The organism is Rhizobium beringeri (assembly GCF_004306515.1).
Classification (GTDB): Bacteria; Pseudomonadota; Alphaproteobacteria; order Rhizobiales; family Rhizobiaceae; genus Rhizobium; species Rhizobium beringeri.
This window is the reverse complement of sequence record NZ_SILG01000001.1, coordinates 2,191,711-2,216,952: the sequence shown is the minus strand read 5'-3', so window position 1 is coordinate 2,216,952 and position 25,242 is coordinate 2,191,711. Positions and strand designations below refer to the sequence as shown.

Annotated in this window: 24 protein-coding genes and 1 pseudogene; 15 read left to right on the top strand and 10 right to left on the bottom strand. The window is 60.9% G+C overall.

All coding sequences use genetic code 11. From position 1 onward, the window contains the following. Positions 1-25: 25 nt before the first annotated feature. Positions 26-1,006, bottom strand: coding sequence for an ABC transporter permease (locus tag ELH03_RS11180; RefSeq protein ID WP_128402706.1), 981 nt, complete (start codon positions 1,004-1,006; stop codon positions 26-28). Positions 1,007-1,212: 206 nt separating this feature from the next. On the opposite strand from ELH03_RS11180, the gene ELH03_RS11175 reads away from it, so the two are divergent. The 4 genes from ELH03_RS11175 (at position 1,213) to ELH03_RS11160 (ending at position 5,485) form a co-directional block, all read left to right on the top strand. Further along, entirely contained in the window at positions 1,213-2,022 is an 810-nt protein-coding gene (locus tag ELH03_RS11175) for a transketolase (RefSeq protein WP_128410730.1), read from the top strand. Continuing rightward, positions 2,022-2,978 (top strand): transketolase family protein, encoded by a 957-nt coding sequence (locus tag ELH03_RS11170; protein WP_130766305.1) that lies wholly within the window; start codon positions 2,022-2,024, stop codon positions 2,976-2,978. The genes ELH03_RS11175 and ELH03_RS11170 overlap by 1 nt, the downstream gene beginning before the upstream one ends. A gap of 68 nt (positions 2,979-3,046) precedes the next feature. Beyond that, positions 3,047-4,513, top strand: coding sequence for an FGGY family carbohydrate kinase (locus tag ELH03_RS11165; RefSeq protein WP_130766304.1), 1,467 nt, complete (start codon positions 3,047-3,049; stop codon positions 4,511-4,513). A 21-nt stretch (positions 4,514-4,534) separates the two neighbouring features. Further along, a complete protein-coding gene (locus ELH03_RS11160; protein WP_130766303.1) occupies positions 4,535-5,485 on the top strand; it encodes a sugar-binding transcriptional regulator in 951 nt (316 codons plus the stop codon). Positions 5,486-5,509: 24 nt separating this feature from the next. On the opposite strand, the gene ELH03_RS11155 is transcribed toward ELH03_RS11160, so the two are convergent. The 3 genes and pseudogenes from ELH03_RS11155 to ELH03_RS11145 all read right to left on the bottom strand — a co-directional run bounded on the left by ELH03_RS11155 (position 5,510) and on the right by ELH03_RS11145 (position 8,468). Further along, on the bottom strand, positions 5,510-6,262 hold the full coding sequence (locus tag ELH03_RS11155; protein WP_130766302.1) for an ABC transporter ATP-binding protein: 753 nt from the start codon (positions 6,260-6,262) through the stop codon (positions 5,510-5,512). Next, positions 6,256-7,325 (bottom strand): annotated as a pseudogene (locus ELH03_RS11150) (FecCD family ABC transporter permease). Before ELH03_RS11150 ends, ELH03_RS11155 begins: the two are co-directional and overlap by 7 nt. A 6-nt stretch (positions 7,326-7,331) precedes the next feature. Beyond that, a complete protein-coding gene (locus tag ELH03_RS11145) occupies positions 7,332-8,468 on the bottom strand; it encodes an ABC transporter substrate-binding protein (RefSeq protein ID WP_130766301.1) in 1,137 nt (378 codons plus the stop codon). A gap of 115 nt (positions 8,469-8,583) precedes the next feature. On the opposite strand from ELH03_RS11145, the gene ELH03_RS11140 reads away from it, so the two are divergent. After that, a complete protein-coding gene (locus ELH03_RS11140; RefSeq protein WP_130766300.1) occupies positions 8,584-9,369 on the top strand; it encodes a class I SAM-dependent methyltransferase in 786 nt (261 codons plus the stop codon). Positions 9,370-9,651: 282 nt separating this feature from the next. On the opposite strand, the gene moaA is transcribed toward ELH03_RS11140, so the two are convergent. After that, positions 9,652-10,698 carry a GTP 3',8-cyclase MoaA gene (gene moaA / locus ELH03_RS11135; protein WP_130658943.1) on the bottom strand — a complete coding sequence of 349 codons (1,047 nt, stop codon included), beginning with the start codon at positions 10,696-10,698 and terminating at the stop codon, positions 9,652-9,654. 136 nt (positions 10,699-10,834) lie between these two features. On the opposite strand from moaA, the gene ELH03_RS11130 reads away from it, so the two are divergent. Then, a complete protein-coding gene (locus tag ELH03_RS11130) occupies positions 10,835-11,209 on the top strand; it encodes a gamma-butyrobetaine hydroxylase family protein (protein WP_032980674.1) in 375 nt (124 codons plus the stop codon). A gap of 62 nt (positions 11,210-11,271) precedes the next feature. Further along, positions 11,272-12,462 carry a low temperature requirement protein A gene (locus ELH03_RS11125; RefSeq protein ID WP_130658942.1) on the top strand — a complete coding sequence of 397 codons (1,191 nt, stop codon included), beginning with the start codon at positions 11,272-11,274 and terminating at the stop codon, positions 12,460-12,462. 3 nt (positions 12,463-12,465) lie between these two features. On the opposite strand, the gene ELH03_RS11120 is transcribed toward ELH03_RS11125, so the two are convergent. Then, positions 12,466-12,933: a MarR family winged helix-turn-helix transcriptional regulator gene (locus ELH03_RS11120; RefSeq protein WP_130658941.1), complete on the bottom strand. Its 468-nt coding sequence runs from the start codon at positions 12,931-12,933 to the stop codon at positions 12,466-12,468. 47 nt (positions 12,934-12,980) lie between these two features. On the opposite strand from ELH03_RS11120, the gene ELH03_RS11115 reads away from it, so the two are divergent. Together ELH03_RS11115 and ELH03_RS11110 are read left to right on the top strand one after the other, a co-directional pair. Next, positions 12,981-13,961, top strand: a complete 981-nt coding sequence (locus tag ELH03_RS11115) for an alpha/beta hydrolase (RefSeq protein WP_130658940.1) — start codon at positions 12,981-12,983, stop codon at positions 13,959-13,961. Positions 13,962-13,998: 37 nt separating this feature from the next. Further along, on the top strand, positions 13,999-14,610 hold the full coding sequence (locus ELH03_RS11110) for a pyridoxamine 5'-phosphate oxidase family protein (RefSeq protein ID WP_130658939.1): 612 nt from the start codon (positions 13,999-14,001) through the stop codon (positions 14,608-14,610). Positions 14,611-14,763: 153 nt separating this feature from the next. Here the strand turns inward: ELH03_RS11110 and ELH03_RS11105 are convergent, their stop codons facing one another. Continuing rightward, on the bottom strand, positions 14,764-15,831 hold the full coding sequence (locus ELH03_RS11105) for a GGDEF domain-containing protein (protein ID WP_018242281.1): 1,068 nt from the start codon (positions 15,829-15,831) through the stop codon (positions 14,764-14,766). 347 nt (positions 15,832-16,178) lie between these two features. Between ELH03_RS11105 and ELH03_RS11100 the strand changes: the two genes are divergently transcribed. After that, a complete protein-coding gene (locus ELH03_RS11100; RefSeq protein ID WP_130659581.1) occupies positions 16,179-16,385 on the top strand; it encodes a hypothetical protein in 207 nt (68 codons plus the stop codon). Between the two features lie 26 nt (positions 16,386-16,411). Here the strand turns inward: ELH03_RS11100 and ELH03_RS11095 are convergent, their stop codons facing one another. Next, complete coding sequence (locus ELH03_RS11095) at positions 16,412-18,019, bottom strand: fumarate hydratase (RefSeq protein WP_130766299.1); 1,608 nt, start codon at positions 18,017-18,019, stop codon at positions 16,412-16,414. A gap of 193 nt (positions 18,020-18,212) precedes the next feature. On the opposite strand from ELH03_RS11095, the gene ELH03_RS11090 reads away from it, so the two are divergent. Continuing rightward, on the top strand, positions 18,213-19,046 hold the full coding sequence (locus ELH03_RS11090) for a VCBS domain-containing protein (RefSeq protein ID WP_018480695.1): 834 nt from the start codon (positions 18,213-18,215) through the stop codon (positions 19,044-19,046). 128 nt (positions 19,047-19,174) lie between these two features. Here ELH03_RS11090 and fumC read toward each other — a convergent pair whose 3' ends face one another. Beyond that, complete coding sequence (fumC, locus tag ELH03_RS11085) at positions 19,175-20,566, bottom strand: class II fumarate hydratase (RefSeq protein WP_130658936.1); 1,392 nt, start codon at positions 20,564-20,566, stop codon at positions 19,175-19,177. 91 nt (positions 20,567-20,657) lie between these two features. On the opposite strand from fumC, the gene ELH03_RS11080 reads away from it, so the two are divergent. Together ELH03_RS11080 and ELH03_RS11075 are read left to right on the top strand one after the other, a co-directional pair. After that, positions 20,658-20,894: a hypothetical protein gene (locus ELH03_RS11080; RefSeq protein WP_130658935.1), complete on the top strand. Its 237-nt coding sequence runs from the start codon at positions 20,658-20,660 to the stop codon at positions 20,892-20,894. Between the two features lie 94 nt (positions 20,895-20,988). Then, positions 20,989-22,902: a L,D-transpeptidase family protein gene (locus tag ELH03_RS11075; protein ID WP_130658934.1), complete on the top strand. Its 1,914-nt coding sequence runs from the start codon at positions 20,989-20,991 to the stop codon at positions 22,900-22,902. Positions 22,903-23,023: 121 nt separating this feature from the next. On the opposite strand, the gene ELH03_RS11070 is transcribed toward ELH03_RS11075, so the two are convergent. Continuing rightward, complete coding sequence (locus ELH03_RS11070; RefSeq protein ID WP_197729991.1) at positions 23,024-23,740, bottom strand: HAD family hydrolase; 717 nt, start codon at positions 23,738-23,740, stop codon at positions 23,024-23,026. Positions 23,741-23,944: 204 nt separating this feature from the next. On the opposite strand from ELH03_RS11070, the gene rpiA reads away from it, so the two are divergent. Both rpiA and ELH03_RS11060 read left to right on the top strand, forming a co-directional pair. Further along, positions 23,945-24,643 (top strand): ribose-5-phosphate isomerase RpiA, encoded by a 699-nt coding sequence (gene rpiA / locus ELH03_RS11065; RefSeq protein ID WP_027684459.1) that lies wholly within the window; start codon positions 23,945-23,947, stop codon positions 24,641-24,643. 15 nt (positions 24,644-24,658) lie between these two features. Further along, on the top strand, positions 24,659-25,222 hold the full coding sequence (locus ELH03_RS11060) for a DUF2059 domain-containing protein (protein ID WP_128402687.1): 564 nt from the start codon (positions 24,659-24,661) through the stop codon (positions 25,220-25,222). Positions 25,223-25,242 lie beyond the last annotated feature (20 nt).

The window sequence follows — 25,242 nt, the reverse complement described above, 5'->3', positions numbered from 1 at the left end:
GCGCCAACCCGGCGAACCCCGCTCGTCAGGCGCGACGCCGACGAATGGTCTCCGCGCCGACCGCGAGCACGATGACGATGCCGATGATCACCTGCTGCAGGAACGGTGAGACGTTGAGAAGGTTGAGACCGTTGCGAAGGACGCCGATGATAAGAACGCCGATCAGCGTTCCACCGATGCCGCCCGCACCGCCAGAGAGCGAAGTCCCGCCGATGACGACCGCGGCAATGGTGTCCAACTCATAGCCCAGACCACTGGACGGCTGAACGGAATCCAGCCGCGCGGCGAGCACGATGCCTGCGAGCCCCGCAAGGACTGAACTTGCGACGTAGACGCCAATCGTCACGAGCGGGACGTTGATACCCGCCAGCCGAGCGACTTCCGGATTTCCTCCCACCGCGTAGAGCATGCGACCTTCGGACCGGAAGTGCAGGAAAAGCCACGCGGCAAGAACAACCGCAAGCATGAGAAACACAGTGGCTGTCAACACGCCGAAATGGCGATCGATTGCCAGCATCATGAACCAGTCGGGGAATCCGACGATCTGTTGGCCGTCCGTGATCATATTTGCGACGCCGCGCGCCGCGGACATCATCGCAAGAGTGGCAATAAAGGCTGGAACCCTGAACTGCGTCACCAGAAGTCCGACGATCAGCCCCGAAACGCCCGCTGCGACCAGAGCAAAAGCGATCCCGACCGGCAGCGGTAGGCCGGCGACATTCGCAGTCCAGCCCATGACCATCATCGCAAGAGCGAGCGCCGAGCCGACGGAGAGATCGATGCCGCCGATCAGAATGACAAAGGTCATACCGACGGCCATGATGCCGAGGACAGTGATCTGATCGAGGATGTTGAGGCCGTTGCGAACCGAAAGAAACGTGTCGGTGCTAAGGCTCAGAAAGACGCAAAGCGCGAGCAGCCCCACGAGTGGGCCGGTGGCGCCCTTGAGCTTGCTCAACCAGGCGCCGGACGAAAGCCCGTGTTCATTGATATCGAGCGCCACCATTGTTCCTCCCTATGCCTAGGCTATTCGCTAATTCACTCGACGAATAAATATTCACTGATGCTGGAAAATTCATTAACAAGTTGCCTCCGAGCTGTCAATAGGATTTTCTAGACTTGCATCTGCCGGAGCATTGCTTAAAGGGCTTGACTAATCGGTGTCTTGTGCAAAAATATTGATAACTGAATATTTATGCATGAGAGGAATCCATGAATACGACAGAACTCGAGCGGGTCGCTCGCGAGATCCGATTGCGCGATCTCCAGGCGGTCTTTGAAGCGGGCGCCGGCCATATTGGCGGGGAGATGTCGGTCATCGACATTTTGACTGCCCTCTATTTTCGTGTGCTGAATGTTTGGCCCGATCAGCCGAAGCACCCCGACCGCGACAGGTTCGTTCTTTCGAAGGGACATACGGCATGCGCTCTGTATGTGACGCTCGCAAAACGCGGCTTCATCCCGGAGGAAGAGATTTCCACCTTTTTGCAGCCGCACTCGAGGCTGAACGGGCATCCAAATTGCAATAAGGTCCCTGGCGTCGAAACGAATACCGGGCCGCTCGGCCACGGCCTTCCAGTCGCAATAGGGATGGCAAAAGCCGCCAAGCTCTCAGGCGCAAAATATCACACCTACGTCGTCACGGGCGACGGTGAGATGCAGGAGGGCTCCAACTGGGAAGCGATCATGGCGGCCGCGCAGTTCAAGCTCGATAACTTGACGCTGGTCATCGACCACAACAGGTTCCAGCAGGGCGCCGCCCTGGCGGAAACCAACGATCTCGCCCCGCTTCGTCCGAAGCTTGAAGCTTTCGATTGGGAAGTCACCGAGATCAACGGGAACACTATGAGCGAAGTCGTTTCAGCCCTCGAATACCGGGGATCGAGACCGCATTGCATCGTGGCCCACACCAACAAGGGGCATGGAATCTCGTTCATGCAAGACCGAGTCGACTGGCACCACAAGGTACCGAGCAAGGAACAATACGAAATCGCATTGGCAGAATTGTCGGAGGCATTGTAATGAACGCGCCAATAAACGCACCCAAGCTCTACGATTGCCGCGACGCATTCGCCACTACGCTTGAGCGGCTGGCAGCCGAAAACGAAACGATCGTTGCCGTCTGCAACGACTCCGTGGGTTCCTCCAAGCTCGGCGGCTTCAAGGCGAAGTTCGGAGAGCGCCTGGTAAATGTCGGTATCGCCGAGCAGAACATGGTGGGGGTTGGAGCGGGCCTCGCCAATGGCGGACGCCTTCCGTTCGTGTGCGCCGCCGCTCCGTTTCTAACGGGACGGTCGCTGGAGCAGATCAAGGCCGATATTTCGTATTCGAATGCCAACGTCAAGCTGGTCGGCATTTCTTCTGGAATGGCGTATGGCGAACTCGGCCCGACCCATCACTCGATCGAGGACTTTGCCTGGACGCGGGTTCTGCCCAATCTTCCGGTCATTGCGCCTTGTGACCGCATCGAAACAGCTGCTGCGGTTGAGTGGGCCGCGGCCTACAAAGGCCCCTGCTTCCTGCGTCTGTCTCGCGTAGGTGTGCCTGACCTCCTTCCGGAGGGTCACAAGTTCGAACTTGGCAAGGCAAACCTCCTTCGCCAGGGTTCTGACGTCACCCTTATCGCAAACGGCACTTTGACTCATCGAATCCTAAAGGCTGCCGAGATCCTCGCAGAACGCGGTATCAACGCCAGGGTGCTCAACCTTGCAACGGTTCGTCCGATCGACGAGGATGCCATCATCGCCGCGGCGAAGGAAACCGGAGCGATCGTCACAGCCGAAGAGCATTCGATCTTCGGCGGGCTCGGTTCCGCGGTAGCCGAAGTGGTGGTCGACAATGCTCCAGTCCCGATGAAACGTCTCGGAGTTCCCGGCGTCTACGCTCCGACCGGTTCGGCAGAATTCCTGCTCGATGAATTCGGGATGGCGCCGTCCGCAATCGCCGACGCGGCGCAGTCGCTGATCAGGCGCAAATAACTGGGATCACGTGATCAGCCCGGACGCTTTTTGTCGCCCCGGCTGCCGTCTGATCTGGGGAGGATAGAATGCGGGCAATTCTGGCAGTTGACCAGGGCACGACCAATTCAAAGGCAGTTCTCGTTTCCGAAAAGGGAGAAATTGTTGGGAGAGGTTCGGCTCCGGTCGGCATCACCTATCCGAAACCAGGCTGGGTCGAACAAGACCCACGCAGGCTCTATGCATCCGTCTGCGAGGCAATCGACGCCTGCCTGAACGCCGCCCCGGACGTGGCTGTCGAGGCCGTGGCGATTTCCAATCAGCGCGAGTCAGTCACTGCTTGGGACGCCGAAACGGGAGAAGCACTTGGACCGGTGGTGAGCTGGCAGTGCCGTCGAACGGCACAAGATTGCGAACGTCTCATTGTCGAAGGCCACCTTCACCGTGTGCAGGCGCTCACAGGCCTACCACTGGATCCGATGTTCCCCGGTTCGAAATTCCGATGGCTGCTCGACCGTATTCCGGCCGGGCGATCGGTGCGGCTGGGAACGGTCGACAGTTGGCTCGTCCACTGCCTGACGGGCGGGCGCCGGCATGCCTGCGATGCTTCCAATGCCGCCAGGAGCCAGTTGTTCGATCTCCAGGAGCAGAGATGGAGCGAGGAACTTGGCGAGATTTTCGGCGTGGATATCGCGCTCCTCCCCGAGGTACTCGACAGCTCTGCCGACTTCGGCAGGACGCAAGGGTTGCCAGGCGTGCCGGATGGAACTCCGATAATGGCCGTGATCGGAGACAGTCATGCTGCGCTGTTCGGTCATGGTGCATTCAAGCCGGGTGATGGCAAGGTAACCTTCGGAACCGGCTCTTCGGTGATGACGACGCTTCCGCGATTTATTCCCCCACGCAATGGCGTCACAACGACCGTCGCATGGCGTCTCAATGGAAAGCCGACTTTCGCTTTCGAAGGCAATATTCTCGTTTGCGCCGCCAGTCTCCCCTGGATGGCAGGCATTCTCGGCCTTTCGGACGTGGCGGCCCTTGTCGAACTTGCGGCGAGCGCCGAACCGGGCGGACCGGGCTTCGTGCCAGCATTCGTGGGATTGGGCGCACCCTATTGGAACTCCGACGCCCGTGCCCTGTTCTCCCAGATCAACTTCAATACGACACGTGCGCAAATGGCGCGGTCGGTAACCGACTCGATCGCCCTCCAGGTGCACGACGTGATCGCCGCCATGCGAGCACAAAGCGGCGGCGAGCTCGGGGCGCTCTATGTGGATGGCGGACCGAGCCAAAACCGCTTCCTGATGCAGTGTGTCTCAAACCTCATCGAACATCCCGTGATCCAATGCGAAGCACCCGAGGCCTCGGCTTTGGGGGCCGCATATCTCGCGGGTCTCTCACTTGGCTTGTGGAGCGATCTTCATGTTATCGCAGAGCTGCCCCGGAGCTCACATATCATTGACCCGGAACCCATGGATCGAGCGGTGCTTCTGAATACATGGAATGATGCACTTGCCCGCTCGACGTCCCGCGAAACAACGGCTAATGATGAATAAAAATTCACCCTAGGATCAGCGATGACTCGCCTCAATGAACTCCGCCTCATCTCAAGGGTCGCCCAGATGTACCACTTGGAGGGACGGCGACAGGCGGAGATCGCAGAGCACCTTCGCCTGTCGCAGGCGACAGTGTCGCGCATGCTTAAACGCGCCGAGGCTGAAGATATTGTGCGAACCAGCGTGACTCCCCCCGTTGGCACCTACAGCGAGCTGGAGGGCGCGCTTCGCGAGAAATATGATTTGCCGGAGGCGATCGTCGTTGAGTGCACGGAAGATCGGGACGGAGCCATCATGGCCCGTATCGGAGAGGCAGCGGCTCATCTCTTGGAAGTGACGCTTGCGCCAGGGGAAATCATCGGGGTCTCGAGTTGGAGCCAGACCATCTCCAAGATGGTCGAGAACATTCATCCCCTGAAGAGCGCTCAGGCGAAGTACATCGTCCAAACCCTTGGAGGCATGGGCGATCCTTCAGTGCAGACGCATGCGACGCAGCTTACCACGCGGCTTGCTCGGCTGACCGGCGCTGAGCCAAAACTGCTCGCTGTGCAGGGCGTTACGACGTCCAGAGAGGCAAAATTTCTTATGCAGGCCGATCCATACGTTCGGGAGACGATGGACTTGTTCGGCAGCATAACGCTTGCGATTGTCGGAATCGGAGCAGTCGAGCCGTCCGAACTTCTCGCACGGTCCGGCAACATCTTTTCGTCTCGCGAACTGTCGGATCTCGCGGAAGCGGGAGCCGTCGGCGATATCTCACTTCGCTTCTTCGATAAAAACGGCAAGCCGGTCAAGACACCCCTGGACGACCGGGTCATAGGGCTTCCACTCGAGGATCTCGAACGGGTGGACCGGGTCATTGCTCTTGCCGGCGGATCCAAAAAGACTGAGGCTATCGCAGGCGCGCTCCGGGTGGGGGTCATCGACATGCTTGTTACGGACAAGTTTACCGCGCAGCGATTGATCAACTGATGAGGCAGACTGATTTTGGCAGCCTCAATGCGCTGTCCCATCCACGATCACGTGGTCGTACTCCATCGAGCATTTCTCTACCCGGGCCTCGACCCTGTAGATCTCCCGCAGCATCTCGGTGGTGACGACGTCGCGGGGATTGCCGCAGGCGTGCATGCGGCCGTTGGCGATGACGAGGACCTTGTCGGCGAAGCGGAGCGCCTGGTTGAGGTCGTGGATGGCGATCAGGACGATCATGCCCTTGGCGCGAGCCTGGCGGCGCATGAAGTCGAGAACCTCGACCTGGCGATGGAGGTCGAGCGCGCTTGTTGGTTCGTCCATCAGCATGATCTCGGGCTCGCGGACGAGCGCCTGGGCGATCGAGACGAGCTGGCGCTGGCCGCCGGAGAGTGCGCCGAGATCGCGGAAGGCGATGGCTGACATATCAAGCGCCGTCATGATCTCGTCGATGAAGCGGAGATCACTGTCGCTGACGGCCCAGGACTGGCCCTGCTTGCGGGCGAGAAGGATGGATTCGTAGACGGTTAGCACCGCGTTTGCCGAGGTATCCTGCGGCATGTAGCTGATGGCGTTTTTCGTCTTCGACCCTTCGACGACGACATGGCCCGGCCCCTTGAGCAGGCCGGTGATGCGTTTGAACAGCGTCGACTTGCCGGCGGCGTTCGGGCCGATCACGGCCACGACCTCGCCCGATGTCATCACTGGCGTCGTCACGTCCTCGACGAAGAGCTTGCGGCCGTGATAGGCGCCGACCGACTGCAACTGTAGTGCTACCACGACCGGCTCCTGTTCGAGAGGATGAGCGAGAAAAAGAAGGGCACGCCGACCAGCGCCGTGATGATGCCGATCGGGAAGACGACGCCGGGGATGATCGACTTCGAGACGATCGAGGTCAGCGAGAGCAGCAGCGCGCCCGACAGGATCGAGCCCGGCAGGAAGAAGCGCTGATCCTCGCCGAGGATCATGCGCGCGATATGCGGTCCGACGAGGCCGACGAAGCCGATCGTGCCGACGAAGCTCACAGGCGCTGCGGCAAGCAGCGAGACGATCAGCATGGTTTCCAGCCGGATGCGGCGGACATTGACGCCGAAGCTTGCGGCCTTGTCCTCGCCGAGGCGGATCGCGGTCAGCGCCCAGGCGTTGCGGGCAAAGAGCGGCAGGGCGATCAGCAGAACGGCGAGCGTCACCCAGATCTTTGGCCAGGTGGCCTTGGTGAGGCTGCCCATCGTCCAGAAGACGACGGCCGACAGTGCCTGTTCGGAGGCGAGATATTGCAGGAAGGCGAGAGCCGCATTGAAGGTGAAGACCAACGCGATGCCGAGCAGCACCACCGTCTGCACCGAGACGCCCCGGGCCTGCGAGACGAAATGGATGAAGAGCGTGGCGATCAGCGCCATGATGAAGGCGTTGACCGGCACCAGCAGTCCGGCTGCAACAGGCAGAAGCGGAACGCTGGTGACGATGGCAAGGCGGCACCGAAGCTTGCCGCCGCCGAAATGCCGAGGGTGAAGGGGCTGGCGAGCGGATTGGCGAGGATCGTCTGCATCTGGGCGCCGGCGACGGAGAGCGATGCGCCGACGACGATCGCCATCACGGCAACCGGCATGCGGATGCCCCAGACGACGGCGCGCACCTGATCCGAAACGGAGGAGGGGTCGAGAAGGGCGGCGACGACTTCACTAAGGCTGTAGCGGGCCGGGCCCCAGGCGAGATCGACGGCAAAGGACAGGCAGAGCGCAGCCGTCATGGCGGCAAGGATCAGCAGCTTGCGCCGGGCGAGGGCGCGGTAGCGCTCCCTCCCGGCTTCCGCTTCGATCGATATGGCGGCGATCTCGGCCATGTCGGATTAGTGACCCGCCTTGGCGTCGACCCAGTAACCCGGCTGATAGGCGACCGGCAGGAATTTTTCGTGGAATTCCTTGAAGGTGGCATCTGGATCGAGATCGGCAAAGAGGTTCGGATGGAACCACTTGGCCAGTTGCTGGACGGCGACGAACTGGTAGGGGCTGGTATAGAACTGGTGCCAGATCGCGTGGACATTGCCGCCGGCAACCGCCCTGGAGCCGGTGAAGGCAGGGTTTTCCATCAGCGTGTTCAGAGCCTTGCGGCTGTCGTCGAAGGTGGCTGCCGCATTCGGGCCGACATTCACAAAGTCCTTGGCATTCTTGGTCTGGCTCCAGTTGGAGCCGGTGACGACGATGACGTCAGGATTGGAGGCGACGACCTGCTCGGCATTGATCGAGCCGGTATAGCCAGGCAGAAAATCGGAGCCGAGATTGTGGCCGCCGGCCCAATCGACCATCAAGCCGAAATTGTCAGGACCGAAGGTGCCGCAGCACTCCACCAGGCCGGCGGCGCGATACATGAAGACATTCGGCTTCGGCGGATTGGCGGCCTTCAGTCTGTCCGTCACGCGGGCCAGCTGCTCTTTCCAGAAGCTGGCCACGGCTTCGGCGCGGTCCTCATGGCCGAAGATCTGGCCGAGGATCTTCAGGCTCGGCTCGGTGTTGGCGAGGATATGCTCGCGGAAATCGATATAGACGATCTTGACGCCGATGCCGTTCAGCATGTCCTCGAGCTTCACCTCGTCGGCGGCCGCCTTGTTGCCGATCGGCAGCAGCAGTACATCGGGATGAAGCTTGACGACCGTTTCGGTCTGCAGCGTGCCGTCTGTGAGGTTACCGAGGAAGGGCAGGTCCTTGCCCTTCGGAAACTTTTCGACATAGGCGTTGAAGCCGTCCTTGTCGGTGGTCCAGAGATCGTTGCGCCAGCCGACGATCTTGGCGAAGGGATCTTCCTTCTCGATCGGCGCGACCGCGTAGAGCATGCGGCCTTCCCCAAGGATCACACGCTCGACCGGCTTGTCGAAGGTCACTTCGCGACCCGCCACATCCTTGACGGTGAAGGACTGCGCCCAGGCCGAAAGCGGCATCAGGCTCGCAATCGCCGCTGCGGAGACTGCGAGCATTTTCACGAAATTCATCTGGAAATTCCCCCGAGGTCTGAATAATGTCCGCAGGCATAAGAAATATGACTTTATGAATCAAGTTATATGTTTTAGAGCGTTTCCAAACTGATCCGATGCCGGGGTGCCTCAGATGAATTCCATGAATACGAACTACTCCATCCGCGATGAAATCCGCGATTTCTGGTCGGAACGGGCGGCGACCTTCGACCAGAGCGTCGGTCATGAAATCTTTTCGGAAGCGGAGCGGAAAGGCTGGCAGCGGCTGATCAGAAAACATCTGGGTGAGGGCCAAGGGCGCGCGGCACTCGATCTTGCCTGCGGCACCGCCGTCATCTCGCATCTGATGCATGGTGCCGGCTTTGCAGTCACCGGCCTCGACTGGTCGGATGCGATGCTGGCGCAGGCGCGCGCCAAGGCGAAGAAGCGCGGCACCGATATCCGCTTCGTGTCCGGCGACGCCGAAAACACGATGGAGCCACGGGAAAGCTACGACGTTATCACCAATCGGCATCTCGTCTGGACGCTGGTGGACCCGGCTTCTGCCTTTAAGGAATGGTTCGCAGTGCTGAAGCCGGGCGGCAAGGTGCTGATCCTCGACGGCAATATGGGCAAGGAAAACTGGGTCAAGGGCCTGCAGAAGTTCTGGACGAAGGTGACCGGCAAGCCGGCGGCGAGCCACATGACGCCGGAGATGATGGCGCGGCACCAGAAGATCCGCTCACGCGTGCATTTCTCTACCCAGATGCCGGCCGAAGCAGTCGTCGATCTTCTGCGCCAAGCCGGATTTACGGATATTGTCGTCGACCGCAAGCTTGCCGATATCCATTGGGCGCAGGCCCGCAAGATGCCGTTCCTGCGCGGGCTCGAGCGCATGGTGCAGGACCGGTTTGCGATCTGTGCGCGCAAGCCTGGGTGATGGGGATGCGGCTCCCTCTTCTCCCCAGCGGGGAGAAGATGCCCGTCAGGGCAGATGAGGGGGTGAGCGACGTCAGGAGCGAATGCGCTGCGCTTAAGCGAAGGGCAATGAATGGCGTGCCGTGTGGCCCCCTCATCCGACCCTTCGGGCCACCTTCTCCCCGCTGGGGAGAAGAGAAGAGGGAGACTGCCGCACCGTATCCCGGCCCTTCGCGTGGCTCAGGGCGTTCGGCGCTGCGATCGATTCACTGGATCGATCGCTCCCGCTTTGCGGGACCGCGTCTCACCCTCCGGTGACACTCATATGCCGGGCGACGGCCGGGCGATTGTGCGTGCGGTCGATGATGAAGTCGTGGCCTTTGGGTTTGCGGGTGATGGCCTCGTCGATGGCGGCATGGAGGAGGGCGTCGTCTTCGGTGGCGCGGAGTGCGGCGCGGAGATCTGCGGCGTCGTTCTGGCCGAGGCACATGTAGAGCGTGCCGGTGCAGGTGAGGCGCACGCGGTTGCAGCTCTCGCAGAAATTATGCGTCATCGGCGTGATGAAGCCGAGGCGGCCGCCGGTTTCCTCGACCCTGACGTAACGCGCCGGGCCACCGGTCTGGTAATCGATGTCGGCAAGGGTGAACTGGTCTTCAAGATCAGCGCGCAGTTTCGAAAGCGGTAGGTACCGGTCGGTGCGGTCTTCTTCGATCTCGCCCATCGGCATGGTTTCGATAACGGTCAAATCCATGCCGCGGCCATGGGCGAAGCGCAGGAGCTCCGGCATCTCGGCATCGTTGAAATCCTTCAGCGCCACGGCGTTGAGCTTGATCTTCAACCCGGCTTTCTGAGCCGCATCGATGCCTTCCATGACTTTGGCGAAATCGCCCCAGCGGGTGATCTTGCGGAACTTGTCGGGATCGAGCGTATCGAGTGAAACGTTGATGCGACGCACGCCGCAATCATAGAGCTCCTCGGCATGGCGGGAAAGCTGCGAGCCATTGGTCGTCAGCGTCAGCTCGTCGAGGCCGGAACCGATCTTCTGGCCGAGCTGGCGAACCAGATACATGATGTTCTTGCGCACCAATGGCTCGCCGCCGGTCAGCCTGATCTTGCTGACACCCTTGGCGATGAAGGCGGAACAGAGCCGGTCGAGCTCCTCCAGCGTCAAGAGATCCTTCTTCGGCAGGAAGGTCATGTTCTCCGCCATGCAATAGGTGCAGCGGAAATCGCAGCGGTCGGTGACGGAGACGCGGAGATAGGTGACCGCCCGCCCGAAGGGGTCGATCATCGGGTCCGCACCTGCCACCAGCGGCGATGCATTGCCTATCGTTCCAACTCTGGTGTTCACCTGTATCTCCGTACTCTCATCAATGTGGGCATATGCTATTGTCGCGTCAAGGGAAACTGCCCTCGCGAGCATGCCAATTTCAGCTTGCGCTGAAAAAGATCAGCGCCTACTCCTCGCATGAGAAGAGGACAAAATGATGAGCGATATCTGGCCGAGCGAACTTCGCGTCTCGAAAGACAGGCAGCGGCTGGTGGTGACCTTCAACGACGGCCAGAGCTTCGACCTGTCGGCAGAGCTCTTGCGCGTGCTGTCGCCCTCGGCCGAGGTGCAGGGCCACGGGCCGGGGCAGAAGGTGACGGTGCCCGGCAAGCGCAATGTCGCGATCATCTCGATGATGCCGACCGGCAATTACGCCGTCCGGATCGGTTTTGACGACATGCACGATACCGGCATCTACACCTGGACCTATCTGCGCGAGCTCGGCGAACGGGGCGCTGAGCTGTTTTCCGCCTACGAGGACGAGCTCAGCGAAAAGGGCATGAACCGCGACACGGCGGAGAAGCCGCGCTGAGGGTCACGAGAGCGCCGCTATCGCTTTCAATCCACACATAATTCCAGCCATCGGGGGGCCATATGGCGAAAACGAACGGAAAGAACTGGCTGCGCGCCAAGGGTAGCGCCAGCGGCAGCAAGGTGACCTTCCTCGAACTGTTCTTCGACCTGGTCTTCGTCTTTTCGATCTCGCAGCTCTCGCATGCGCTCGCCGCCCACTACACGCCGCTCGGTGCCGCCGAAGCGGCGCTGATGACCTTCGCCGTCTGGTGGGTATGGATCTTCACCGCCTGGGTGACGAACTGGCTCGATCCCGAGAAAATGCCGGTGCGCGGCATGCTGGTGGCGCTGATGATGCTCGGGCTGCTGCTGTCTGCCTCTATCCCCGAGGCGTTCGGCGACAAGGGGCTGCTGTTTGCCGGCGCCTATGTGGCGATGCAGGTCGGGCGCTCGCTGTTTACGACCTATGCGATGACGCGTGTTGACCGCCCCAACACGCTTAATTTCGTTCGCATCACCACTTGGCTCGTGGTTGCCGGGGTCTTCTGGATTGCCGGCGGGCTGCTCGAGCATGAAGCCCGGCTGATCGCCTGGGTGATTGCGCTTGCGATCGAATATGCCGGGCCGGCTGCGGGCTTTGCCGTACCTGGGCTCGGGCGCTCGACGGCGCGCGACTGGGATGTTTCCGGCGCGCATATGGCCGAGCGCTGTGCGCTCTTCGTCATCATCTGCCTCGGCGAAGCGATCCTCGTTTCCGGCCGCACCTTTTCGGAGCTGCCGTTCTCCGGGCTGACCAGCATCGTCTTCGTCACCGGCTTTATCGGCACGGTCGCCATGTGGTGGCTCTATTTCCGCTTCGGCCACGGGCGCGCGGCCCACCGCATCGAGCATGAAGAGACACCGGGCAGCTTGGCGCGGCAGGCCTTCACCTATGGGCATATCCCTATCCTTGCCGGCATCATCGTCCATGCGGTCGCGGTCGAATTCATGTTCTCGCATCCGCACGAGACCGGCAATCTCGGCATCGCCGCGGCCGTGCTCGGCGGCTCCGGCCTGTTCCTGATCGGCAATCTCTGGTTCAAGGGCGCGACCGGCGGCCAGCTGCCGCTATCGCATCTTGCCGGCCTCGTGTTTCTGATCCTGCTCGCCTTCGCCGCACCCTTCATCGAGGTCTATTTGATGGGCATTCTGGCGACGCTGGTGCTGATCATCGTCGCCGCCTGGGAATATCACTCGCTGACCGGCACGACGGCCGCGCCGACGCTGCATTGAACATCAGTCCTCGTCGCGCAGATCTTTCAGCAGAACGGTGATGATGCGCTCCATCGAATCGGCGGTCGCCATGCATTGCTCGATCGGCTCGTCTGACAGCACGCGGTCGATGAGGCCGGTCTGGATGGCCATGGCTTGCTCACTGAGCTTTCGACCCTCTGGCGTCAAATAGAGGCGCAGCACGCGCTTGTCGCGCTCGTCATCGCGGCGAAGGATCAGACCGCGCTTCTCCATCTGCGGCAAGAGCATGCTCATATTGGAGCGGCCGACCAGCAGCTTGCGCGCCAGCTCCTGCTGCGAGATGCCCTCAAAACGGTAGAGATTGACCAAGATATCGAGGTGCGGCGGCTTGATGTCGAGATCGGCAAGCGAGCGGGCGAGGGATTGTTGCATCAGCTGGCAGGCGCGAGCCACCGCGATCCAGCTGCGAAAACGCGGATGATCCCAGGGAAGGGATTGATTTTTGTTCATCGTTGTACTTTATTGTTCAGTGTTGAACAGTCTTTTGGAATCCCACTATGGCAAACTTTGCGCTCGACGTCACCCGCCTCGGGTTTTCGGCTCTACAGGCGGTTTCGCCTGATCTGGCAGGCAGAGCAGCGTTCCAGCTGTTCTGCCGGACACCGTCGACAAGGCCGAAGGGAGCCAAGGCGAGGGCGGCGCATGCAGTGGGCGCGGCCCGGCTTGCCAGCGCCGAACGCTTCACCCTCAGGCTTGCCGGCGGGCGCCAAGCGCATGCCTATCGGCTGAACGGCGGGGCGAGGGGCAAACGCAAGCGCTACCTGGTGACGCATGGCTGGGGCTCCAGCGCCGCATATATGGCCGAGCTCGTCTCGATGCTTTCGGCAACGGGGGCGGAGGTCGTGGCGCTCGATTTTCCCGGCCACGGATGTTCGGGCGGACGCTTCCTGCATATGGGGCTTGCCGTCGAGACGATTGCGGCGGTCGAGGCGCGCTTCGGCGCCTTCGATGCGGCAATCGGCCATTCCTTCGGCGGTGCGGCGCTGATGGTCTCGGCGGCGGGGCTGCTGCCTGGTGTGGCGCCTGTCACCGGCGAGCGACTGGTGCTGATCGGCGCGCCGAGCGAGATGGGCTGGCTGTTTACCGATTTCGGCCGGATGATCGGCCTTCGCCCTGCAGCGCAAGCGGCGTTGGAGAATGAGGTCCATCGCGTCACCGGACGGAGACTTGAGGACTTCGACGCCGGCGAAGCGGCGGGCGAGATCGGCCGGCCGGTGCTCGTCATCCATGCCGAGGACGACAAGGAGGTGTCGTCTCTCCATGCCAGGCGCTACGGCGCGGCAGGAAAGGGCGTTCGGCTTCTCTGGGCGAACGGCTTCGGCCACCGTCGCATCATCGGCGCCGCACCGGTTCTTGCCGCGATCGCGGCGTTTCTCGAAGGCGATCGGGGAGTGGGTGAAGCTCCTGATGAAAGCATCAAAAAAGATGCGGAGATCATTCCGTTTTTTGAGCTTCCGGCAAGGCGCGCGGCATTGTAGCGTCCGTCGCGAAGATCAAGCCGCGGCGGGACGCCTCATGAAAATCATCAGCAGCATCGAAGAGCTCAACACGATCTATGGCGCCGGACTTTCGCCGGCCTCCGTTACCAAGGTGACGAAGCAATTGACCCCGCTCTATCGTGAGATGATCGAGATCTCACCTTTCGCGGCGCTTGCGACTGTCGGGCCGGAAGGGCTCGACTGTTCGCCGCGCGGCGATCTTGGCGGCGTGGTGCGCGTCATCGACGACGAGACGCTGCATCTGCCGGATTGGCGCGGCAACAACCGTGTCGATTCGCTTTCCAACATCGTGCGCGATCCGCGGCTGGCGCTGATGTTCCTGATCCCCGGCTCGAACACGACGATGCGCATCAACGGCCGCGGCGTCGTCTCAGACGATGAGGCGCTGCTTTCAAGCTTCGAGATGGACGGCAAACATCCGCGCACCGTCGTCGTCATTTCGATCGACGAGGTCTATTTCCAGTGCGCGCGCGCCGTGATGCGGGCCGAGCTCTGGAATGGAGAACACTTCGCCGATCCGGCGAAGCTGCCGACGCCAGGACAGATGCTGAAGGCAGCGACCGGCGATTTCGACCAGGAAACCTACGACCGGGAATGGCCGGGGCGGGCTGCAAAGACGATGTGGTAAAGCATCGTCACCCACGGCTCAGACTGCTGACAAGTCGGCCAACTTCTCTTTCGTCATGCTCGGCACAGGGCCGAGAATGACGCCGAGTAAAGAACGGGGTTTGCCGACAAACTAAACCGTCACCCGTCATCTACCGGTGACAGCGTGGGGCCGTCAGGTCTTGTAGATCAGCCAGCTCTTGGTGAAATCCTTCTGCATGCCGTCCTGATAGAGGATGGTGCAGTTGCGGCCGGCATTCTTGGCGCCATAAAGCGCGATGTCGGTCTTGCTATAGAGTTCGCCGGCATCCCCGGCGCTGGAGGCCATGCAGATGCCGATCGAGACGGTGACCGGACCGTAATTCACCCGCGTACGGGAGTTCTTGAAGGGCGTCGTCTCCAGCGTGCGACGAATGCGCTCGGCGATCGCGGTCACTTCCTCGGGCGTGTTGCCATCGATGATGAGGGCGAACTCCTCGCCGCCGGTGCGGGCAACGAAGATGTCACGGCGGACATTGCTGCGGATGACGGAGGCGACCGTGGCAAGCACCTTGTCGCCGACCGGATGGCCGTAGGTGTCGTTGATCTTCTTGAAATTGTCGATGTCGCAGAGCAGCAGCGCCGTCACCGGCCGCATGCTCGAATTGTCGAAAATGGCGGCAAGGCGGTCGTCGAAGGCGCGGCGGTTGGAAAGGCGCGTCAGCGAGTCGGTGTTGGCGATGCGCTTGTATTCGTCGAGTTCCTTGCGGACCTGATCCATCTCCTGCGAGCGCTGGACGACGTCCTCGACGGTGCGTTCGCCATGCGCCATGGTGTCGCCGGTCGCCTGGCTCAGGAGATCGATGGCGTTTTCGATCAGTTCGACGCTGGCGTTGCTCTTGGAGGTGATGCGCTTGTGGGTCTCGCCGAGCAGTCTGGTGTAACTTTCGAGCGAACTCTGCTCCTGCCTGAGAATGCGCAGCAGGCCATCGAGTTCGCCGGCAATGCGCGTATGGGCATCGTCGAAGACACGGGCCGGGCTGTGGGTGAAGTGCTGCGCGCCGAGCGCATCGAGTTCGGCCTGGGTCACCTGGCCGCCGAGGGCCGCAAGCTCGCGGGTGAGGGCTGGATTGGAGCCGATATAGGCCTCGTAGAAGAGTTGGTAATTGCGCGGTATCGGCGCGACGCCCATGGAGCGCATGGCATAGGTGATCTGACCCGCAACGTCGGGAACCGGCACCTTGGGCGCGACAGCCGTATTCATCCGGCGAACTCCTCATATATTCAAAGGCAATATTCTATTTGTTAGCTTAAATTTCTTGGGAAAAGATTAAAGCGATATATACCAAAGATTACATACGACAAATGCCCCATGGGGTAATACTTCGATCAGGCCTATGATTCTCCATGGAAAAACGTATCTTTAGCGGGACAATGCATACTCGCTGAGCGGGTACAGTGTCTGAAAAACTTACAGTTCTTCTCTGCCGGAGACCGTATTCATCTTGTCGACAGTTGGTTTTGGCCATTTCGTATTGCAGTCTCGACATTTTGGGGATCGTATTTTCTGCGATGGACCCGTTCGTAGCCCGCAAATCAGGGCGTGAGATCATGGAGACCTCCCGTCATATTTCTTTCGCCATCCTGACCTTCACCGTCCTTGCCACCGGCGCCTTGCTGCTGGAGCACACCGGCTTATTTGCCGGCGCTTTCCGCACGGAGATCCTGGCAAGGGTCGATGCCGGGGATGAGGTGAGCGTGGGCGAGGCAGTCACGGCGCGGAACATCAGCGCGTCGGAGAAGGCGTCGCCGCGGTAGAGCAGGCGGCAACGCATCCCTCCCACTCACCCCAAATTCAGTTCCTGGAAAAAATCATTGCCCTTGTCGTCGATGACGATGAAGGCGGGGAAGTCTTCGACTTCGATCTTCCAGACCGCTTCCATGCCGAGTTCGGGATATTCAAATACTTCAACCTTGCGGATACAGTCCTGGGCAAGACGGGCGGCGGGGCCGCCGATCGAGCCGAGATAGAAGCCGCCGTGCTTCTTGCAGGCCTCGCGCACCGCGCGCGAACGGTTGCCCTTGGCAAGCATCACCATCGAGCCACCGAAGGACTGAAACTGGTCGACGTAACTATCCATGCGCCCGGCCGTCGTCGGGCCGAAAGAACCGGAGGCGTAACCGACCGGCGTCTTGGCGGGGCCGGCATAATAGACCGGGTGGTTTTTCAGGTAATCGGGCATGCCTTCGCCCTTTTCCAGCCGTTCGCGGATCTTGGCATGGGCGAGGTCGCGGGCAACGATGATGGTGCCGGTCAAGGACAGGCGGGTCTTGACGGGATGCCTGGAGAGTTCGGCGAGCACCTCGGCCATTGGCCGGTTGAGATCAATGCGCACCGTCGATTCCGACAGTTTCGCCTCGTCGATCTCGGGCATGTATTTCGACGGATCGGTTTCGAGCTGCTCGACGAAAATGCCGTCGCGGGTGATGCGGCCCTTGGCCTGACGGTCGGCGGAACAGGAGACGCCGAGGCCGATCGGCAGCGAGGCGCCATGGCGGGGCAGGCGGATGACGCGCACATCATGACAGAAATACTTGCCGCCGAACTGGGCGCCGACGCCCATCTGCTGCGTCAGCTTGTGGATTTCCTTCTCCATCTCGATGTCGCGAAAAGCCTGGCCGCTCTCGGACCCTTCGGTCGGCAGTTCGTCGAGATAGCGGGTGGAGGCGAGCTTGACGGTTTTCAGGTTCATCTCGGCCGAGGTGCCGCCGATGACGATCGCCAGATGGTAGGGAGGACAGGCTGCCGTCCCTAACGTCAGGATCTTCTCCTTAAGGAAGTCGATCATCCGGTCATGGGTCAAGAGCGAGGGCGTGCCCTGGTAGAGGAAGGTCTTGTTGGCCGAGCCGCCGCCCTTGGCGACGAAGAGGAATTCGTAGGCGTCGGTGCCTTCCTCGTAAATGTCGATCTGGGCCGGCAGGTTGTTTTTGGTATTCTTCTCCTCGAACATCTTGATGGGCGCGAGCTGCGAATAACGCAGGTTCTTCTTCTCGTAGGCATCCATGACGCCGCGGGCGAGCGCCGCCGTATCCTCGCCCTCGGTCCAGACCCTGCGGCCTTTCTTGCCCATGATGATCGCCGTGCCGGTGTCCTGGCACATGGGCAGCACGCCGCCGGCGGCGATATTTGCGTTCTTCAGGAGATCGTAGGCGACGAAACGGTCATTATCGGTCGCTTCGGCATCGTCGAGGATCGAGGCGAGCTGTTTCAGGTGGCCGGGGCGCAGCAGGTGGTTGATGTCGGCGAAGGCGGTTTCGGCCAGCAGGCGGATGCCTTCCGGCTCGACGGTCAGGATCTCCTGGCCCTTGAACGTATCGACCGAGACATGGTCGCCACTGATCTTGCGGTAGGGGGTGGCATCCTTGCCGAGCGGGAAGAGATCGTCAGCCATCGAAGTGACCTTTCTGGTAGGGCGTCGCTAGATTGGAACCGGTCTAAATCCGCTGCGGGGCAAAAGCAATCAGGACCACGCGCGGCGGATAAGGCGAACCGTCGAAATCGGTCCGACAAAAAGACGACTTCAAGTTGCCTTCTGTTGGAGGCCAGTACATATTCCCGGCAGCGTTAACCTGCCGGGGCTTCAAATGACAAATGCAAAGCCAACTGCTGTCGACGACCTTCTCGTTTTTTTCGAAGACAATTGGATCCGCGGGAATCTGCTGCGCCTCTCCAGCGATCCCGAGGGAGCGGACATGTATGTTCGCTTCGTCAATGGCGTGCGTATCGACGCCAAACATGGGCCTGACCACGAAACGATCATAAGGGGCGAATACGGAACCTTCAAACTGAAACCTGACGGTCACTTCGAGTACGAGCTGGACTACACGCTCGACGTCGTGAAAAATTTAACGAAATACGATCAGCTCATCGAGAAGCTGAGCTTCAAGATGTCCGATGGCTCAGGGGGCACGGACCTCGGCGTGCTGACCCTTGCGATCGACGGCGTCAACGAAGGCGAAAAATACCACGAAATCCTGGATTTCGACGATATGGGCGTCACATCGAGGGCCGATAATTTCTCTCTGCCTGACTATCGCAACTTTGCGCTCTCGGTGAACGGCGGTCACGAATTCACGCTTCTGAACGGGTATGTCTATGATACTATCCCGGGTGTCGACGCCATCACCGAGGACGGTTTCAGCGATACCGTTCTATCGCCGGGTTCTGCGCCCGTAAGCTTGAAAATGCTCGATGGCGGGGAATTCACCTTTCAGAGCGTTTCGATCGCCGAATTGTCGGCAGCGCCCTTTCACCTGACGCTCACCGCGCTGAACGACGGCCAGATCGTCTATCAGCAGGAGCTCGAGGTCACCGGCCCCACTCTCGAGGTTAATCTCGAAGACATCGAAGAAATCCGGTTCGATTTCATGGGCAATTCTGTCGTGATGGACAATTTTTCGCTGTTTGCCTTGCTATAGGCTGGAGGGAGTCGAGGCGTTGCGGCATATCCCCTTCTCCCCGCGAGCGGGGGTCCGAAGGACGGGTCGAGACCTGTGGCTCGACCCCGGTTGGTGGCGGCAGCCGGATGAGGGGCAGCGCGACCTCCCTACTTCGGCCCGATCATCGTCTCCGGACGCACGATGGCGTCATATTCTTCCGGCGTCACCAGGCCGCTGGCGAGGGCCTCTTCCTTCAGCGTCGTGCCGTTCTTGTGCGCGGTCTTGGCGATCTTGGCGGCTGCGTCGTAGCCGATCTTCGGGGCGAGTGCAGTCACCAGCATCAGCGAGCGTTCGAGGCCGGCCTTGATATTGTCTTCGCGCGCCTCGATGCCGACGACGCAATTGTCGGTGAAGGAGACGGCGGCGTCGGCGAGCAGCTGCACTGACTGCAGGAAATTATAGGCCATCATCGGATTGTAGACGTTGAGCTCGAAATGGCCCTGGCTGTCTGCGAAGGTCAGAGCCGCGTTGTTGCCGAAGATATGGATGCAGACCTGCGTCAGCGCCTCGCATTGGGTCGGATTGACCTTGCCGGGCATGATCGAGGAGCCTGGCTCGTTTTCCGGCAGCGCCAGCTCGCCGAGGCCGGCGCGCGGACCGGAGCCGAGCAGGCGGATGTCGTTGGCGATCTTGAAGAGGGCGGCGGCGGCGGCATTGATGGCGCCATGGGAGAAGACCATGCTGTCGTGCGAGGCGAGCGCCTCGAACTTGTTCGGCGCTGTGACGAACGGCATACCTGTTATGGCAGCGATCTCTTCGGCGACCTTTTCGGCAAAACCCACCGGCGCGTTGAGGCCGGTGCCGACGGCAGTACCGCCCTGGGCGAGTTCGCAGAGACCGGGCAGGGTCATTTCGATACGCTTGATGGCGGAGCCGACCTGGGCGGCATAACCCGAAAATTCCTGGCCGAGCGTCAGCGGCGTCGCATCCTGGGTGTGGGTGCGGCCGATCTTGATGATGTGGCTGAATTCGGTGACCTTCATGTCAAGGGCGGCATGCAGGTGCTTGAGGGCCGGGAGCAGGTGATGGGTGATTTGCTCTGCGCAGGCGATGTGCATGGCCGTCGGATAGGTGTCGTTCGACGACTGGCTCATATTGACGTGATCGTTCGGATGCACCGGCTTCTTGGAACCCATGACGCCGCCGAGCATTTCTATTGCACGATTGGAGATCACCTCGTTGGCATTCATATTGGACTGCGTGCCCGAACCGGTCTGCCAGACCACCAGCGGAAAGTGGTCGTTCAGCTTGCCCTCGATCACCTCCTGGGCGGCGTCGACGATCGCCTTGCCGAGGCCAGGATCGAGCTGGTCGAGCGACATGTTGGCGCGGGCGGCCGCCTGCTTGACGATGCCAAGCGCACGCACGATCGACAGCGGTTGCTTTTCCCAGCCGATCTTGAAATTGCCGAGCGAACGCTCGGCCTGGGCGCCCCAATATCGGTCTGCTGCGACGTCGATCGGGCCAAAAGTATCGGTTTCGGTGCGGGTTGCGGTCATCAGCCTTGCCTTCCCTTTACATGCTGTTTTCGGGCATTTTCGAAAGATGAGGTCTTATAGGTTGGAAAGTCCGACAAGAAAACTGGACGCCGTGCGAAATATTGAAATCGGAAGTCATGTTTACGCAGGTTTTTCGGCGTGCCTTTTGGGCCACTTTGGAAATTTTATGCATCCGGGCGTTTTCACCCTACTGGTCTGCCGGCGAAAATTCGGTAAAAAATTAACTAATAATTTCATAATTTTGTGTGAACTGCTGGGCGGCGCCACGCAGGATCTCCGTCACATAAAATTGAGTCCGCCGGCGCTGGCGGCGCAGGCCGGTTTCTGATCAATGAGGCCCTACGCTGCTTGAGTTTCGCGGGATTTGAGCTTGAGCCTTGCGCTCGTGACAAGAACAGCATGACACCGGGACTGGAAGATATATGACGTTCGTTTTGAAAAGCGCGGCATCCGCATTGGCAATTTCCTGCGGCGTGGCAATGATGAGTGCCGCACCCACGCAAGCCTATACACTGATGGATATGCTGCGCGGTGACAGGCAGCGGACCCAGAGCACCATCTTCATGGACCAGATGCCGCCCGGCCGTGTGGGCCAGCGCGGCGGCATTGGAGGATCGCTCGGCGGGCTCGACCCGGAAGCGCCGCTGCCGAAGGTGAGCGGTCCGCGTTATTACACCTACAAAACCGAGACGCTGCAATTCGTCGATACCGGCAAGTTTGCCGATCCCGTCGTCACCGGCGCGGTCGCCGATGTATCGGGCAGCGGCGATGCAAGCGCCGAACCCGCCGTGCAGCGCCGCTTCCTGGCGCAGGCCAAGGTGCGCGCCAATGCCGACGTCGCAAAGGCGCTCGAAGCCTATTACGGCGACAGCCGCAATCCGCTCGTCTGGGTCGATGGCAACCAGATCAACGACCGTGCGAAGTCGGCGATGTCGGCGCTTGCAGATGCGGCCTTCGTCGGCCTCGACCCGGCGGATTACGCCGTCCAGACGCCTGATATCGACCCGGCCAATCCCGATCCCGCCTTCCGCGACCGTGCGCTGACGCAGTTCGAACTCGAACTCTCCGCCAAGGTGCTGGCTTTCGTGCAGGACACGGTGCGCGGCCGCATCGATCCGAACAAGATCTCCGGCTACCACGATTTCCAGCGCAAGGTGGTCAATCTGGCCCCGGTGCTGAAGCTTGCTCGCATGAGCCCCGATGTCGGCGCCTATATCGGCAGCCGCTCGCCTGATAGCCCGCAATTCCAGGCGTTGAAGGCAGAGCTTGCAAAGCTTCGTGCCGCCGACGGTGGCAACGAAGAGCGAATCGTTGTTTCGCTCGACAAGCTGCTGAGACCTGGCGAGAGCTCGCCCGAGATCGCCAATATCGTCAAGGCAATCGGCAAGCACGGTTCCGAAACGCTGAGGACTGATCATGCGGCAACGATTGCCGCCTATGCCGGCAGCAGCGACTATTCGCCTGACATCGTTTCGCTGGTCGAGGACTTCCAGAAGGAGCGCGGGCTGAAGTCCGATGGCGTCATCGGCCAGGCGACGGTGCGCGCCATGACCGGCGGCGACACCAATGCTTCGAAGATCGACAAGCTGGTCGTCGCCATGGAACAGGCGCGCTGGCTGCCGGAGGATCTCGGTTCACGCTACGTTATGATCAACCAGCCCGCTTACATGGTCTACTACCATAATGACGGCAAGGAACAGCTGTCGATGCGCGTGGTGGTCGGCGGCAAGAACAACCAGACCTATTTCTTCGATGACGAGATCGAGACAGTGGAGTTCAACCCTTTCTGGGGCGTGCCGCAGTCGATCATCATCAACGAGATGCTGCCGAAGCTGCGCTCGGATCCGAACTATCTCGACCAGCTCGGTTATGAAGTCGAGGTGAACGGCCATGCCGTCGCCTCTTCGAGCGTCGACTGGTATGGTTCGACCGATAACGTCTCGGTGCGCCAGCCGCCGAGCAGCGACAATGCGCTCGGCGAACTGAAGATCCTGTTCCCGAACAGCCACGCGATCTACATGCACGATACGCCGTCGAAGAGCTTCTTCAAGCGCGACATGCGGGCGCTGAGCCACGGTTGCGTGCGCCTTGCCAATCCGCGTGCGATGGCGGCTGCCGTTCTCGGCACGACCGTCGACGATGTCGCCAAGCAGATCGCCAGCGGGCAGAACCATGCGGTACGCGTGCCGCAGAAGATCCCGGTCTACGTCTCCTACTTCACTGCCTGGCCGAACAAGGACGGCGTGGTGGAATATTTCGACGACGTCTACGGCCGCGACGCCTATGTCGACAAGGCGTTCGATGCGACGACCAAGGCGCGTGGTGCGCAGATCTGATAGTCGGATCTGATTAGTGACGCCCGTTTTTGTTTTTGGCGGCGATTACGGAATGGAAACAAAGTGGAGAGGGCGTACCGTGTGGCACCCCAGAGCAGAAAGCGGAGGGACGGCTCCGGCCTCAGACGGCAACCTTCTCCGCATATTCCTGTAGCAGCCTTTCTATCAGCTGCGGCGTCAGCTCATCGAAATGGGTAATGATAACATCCGGATCGAGGCTAGAAACCGGCACGTCAGAATAGCCGAACGGCACGGCAATCGAGGGCACGCCGGCATTCTTTGCAACGGCGATATCATTGATGCTGTCGCCAATCATCACTGTGCGGGCGATGTCGCCGCCGGCGCGTTCGATGGTGCCGGTGAGGTGGCGGGCGTCGGGCTTGCGCACGGGGAAGGTGTCGCCGCCTGATATCGCGTCGAAATATCTGACGAGGTCGAGCTTGTCGAGCAGGCCGAGTGCCAGGCTTTCCATCTTGTTGGTGCAGACGGCGAGGCGGTAACCTTCGGATCTGAGCCGGTCCATGGCGGCGACCAGGCCGGGATAGGGTTCGGTACGGCCGGGCATGTTGCCGGCATAATGGGCAACGAAACGCTCGACCAGCAGTGGCAGGGCGTCGCCTTCCAGCGGATGGCCGCGCAGCCGGCAGGCGCGCTCGATCATCACGCGCGCGCCCTGGCCGACGAGATGGGTGAGGTCGTCGTAGCTGACCGGTTCGAGGTCGAGGGCCGCGATCGTGTGGTTCAGGCTCTTGACCAGGTCAACATGGGTATCGAGAAGGGTGCCGTCGAGATCGAAGACGACGAGCGCCGGGCGAGCGGGGGCAGGGGTCAAGGGCATGTCTCTTTGAGCGATGGTCGTCTTGAGGAGCGATGGATCGTCCTGAGGTAGGCGATCGCGCGGCGGAAAGCAACGTCCGGCGATGGCCGGGAAGGCCGCAGGCCTCTGTTTCGGCTTTTCATTTTCCGTGATGATTTTGACTTTCGTTTGCCAGGCGAGCCGTGTAAACAGCACATCCAACGCAATAATCGGAGCTGGCGGCGCATGGATGCCCGCGAAATGAAGATCAAGGCCGCCGAGGCCGCACTCGCCCATGTCGAAGGCGGGATGCGTCTCGGGATCGGCACCGGCAGCACGGCGGAAGAATTCGTTCGCCTGCTGGCAGAGAAGGTCGCGGGCGGCTTCAGGGTCGAAGGCGTTCCGACGTCCGAAAGAACCGCGCGGCTCTGCGTCGAACTCGGCGTGCCGCTGAAGTCGCTTGACGAACTGCCGGCACTCGACCTGACCATCGATGGCGCCGACGAGGTCGATACGGGGCTCAGGCTGATCAAGGGCGGCGGCGGTGCGCTGCTGCGCGAAAAGATCGTTGCAGCCGCCTCCGAGCGAATGATCGTCATTGCCGACGAGAGCAAGCTGGTCGAAACGCTCGGCGCCTTCGCGCTGCCGATCGAGGTCAATCCGTTCGGGCTCGTCTCGACGCGCATCGCGATCGAAAAGGTCGCGGCCCGGCTCGGCCTCTCGGGTGAACTCGCTCTGCGCCAGTCGGGTGACGGAGAGTTTACCACGGATGGCGGCCATCACATCATCGATGCATCTTTTGGCCGCATTCCTGATGCAGAGGCGCTTTCGAGCGAGCTGAATTCCATACCCGGCGTCGTCGAACACGGGCTCTTTATCAATATGGCGGCACTTGCGATCATTGCCGGTCCTGCGGGTGTGCGCACACTGCAGGCAAACAGATAACAGGAGCGTATACTCATGATGAACATTGCAGGTCTTGGCCGTCTCGCCGCTGCGACCGTCCTTCTTTCCGGGCTTGCCTTCGGCTCCGCTGTCAAGGCGCAGGAGGTCTCCGAGGATCAACTGAAGGCGTCTCGCGCGGCGATCGACGCCATCGGCGCCACTGCCCAGTTCGACAACATCCTGCCCGGTCTCGCCGAGCGCCTGAAGGCTGGCCTGATCCAGGATTCGCCGAACTACCAGGACATCATTTCGTCGACCGTGGACGCGCAGGCGCTGGCGCTGGCGCCGCGCCGCGGCGATCTGGAGAAGGAGGCAGCACTCACCTATGCCAAGACCTTCACCGTCGATGAGCTGAAGGCGATCGCCGACTTCTATAATTCCGACGTCGGCAAGAAGCTGCTGCGCGACGGTCCGGTCGCCTCGCGCGAAACGGCGAAGGCTGCCGACATCTGGGCGCAGGGCATTTCCCGCGACCTGGAAAAGCAAAGCAATGCCGAGCTTTCCAAGGTCATCAAGGCGCCGCCGCCGGCAACCGACAGCCCGGCCGCTCCGGCTCCCGCACCGGCTGCCCAGCAGTAAGCTTGCCCATCAAAATTTGC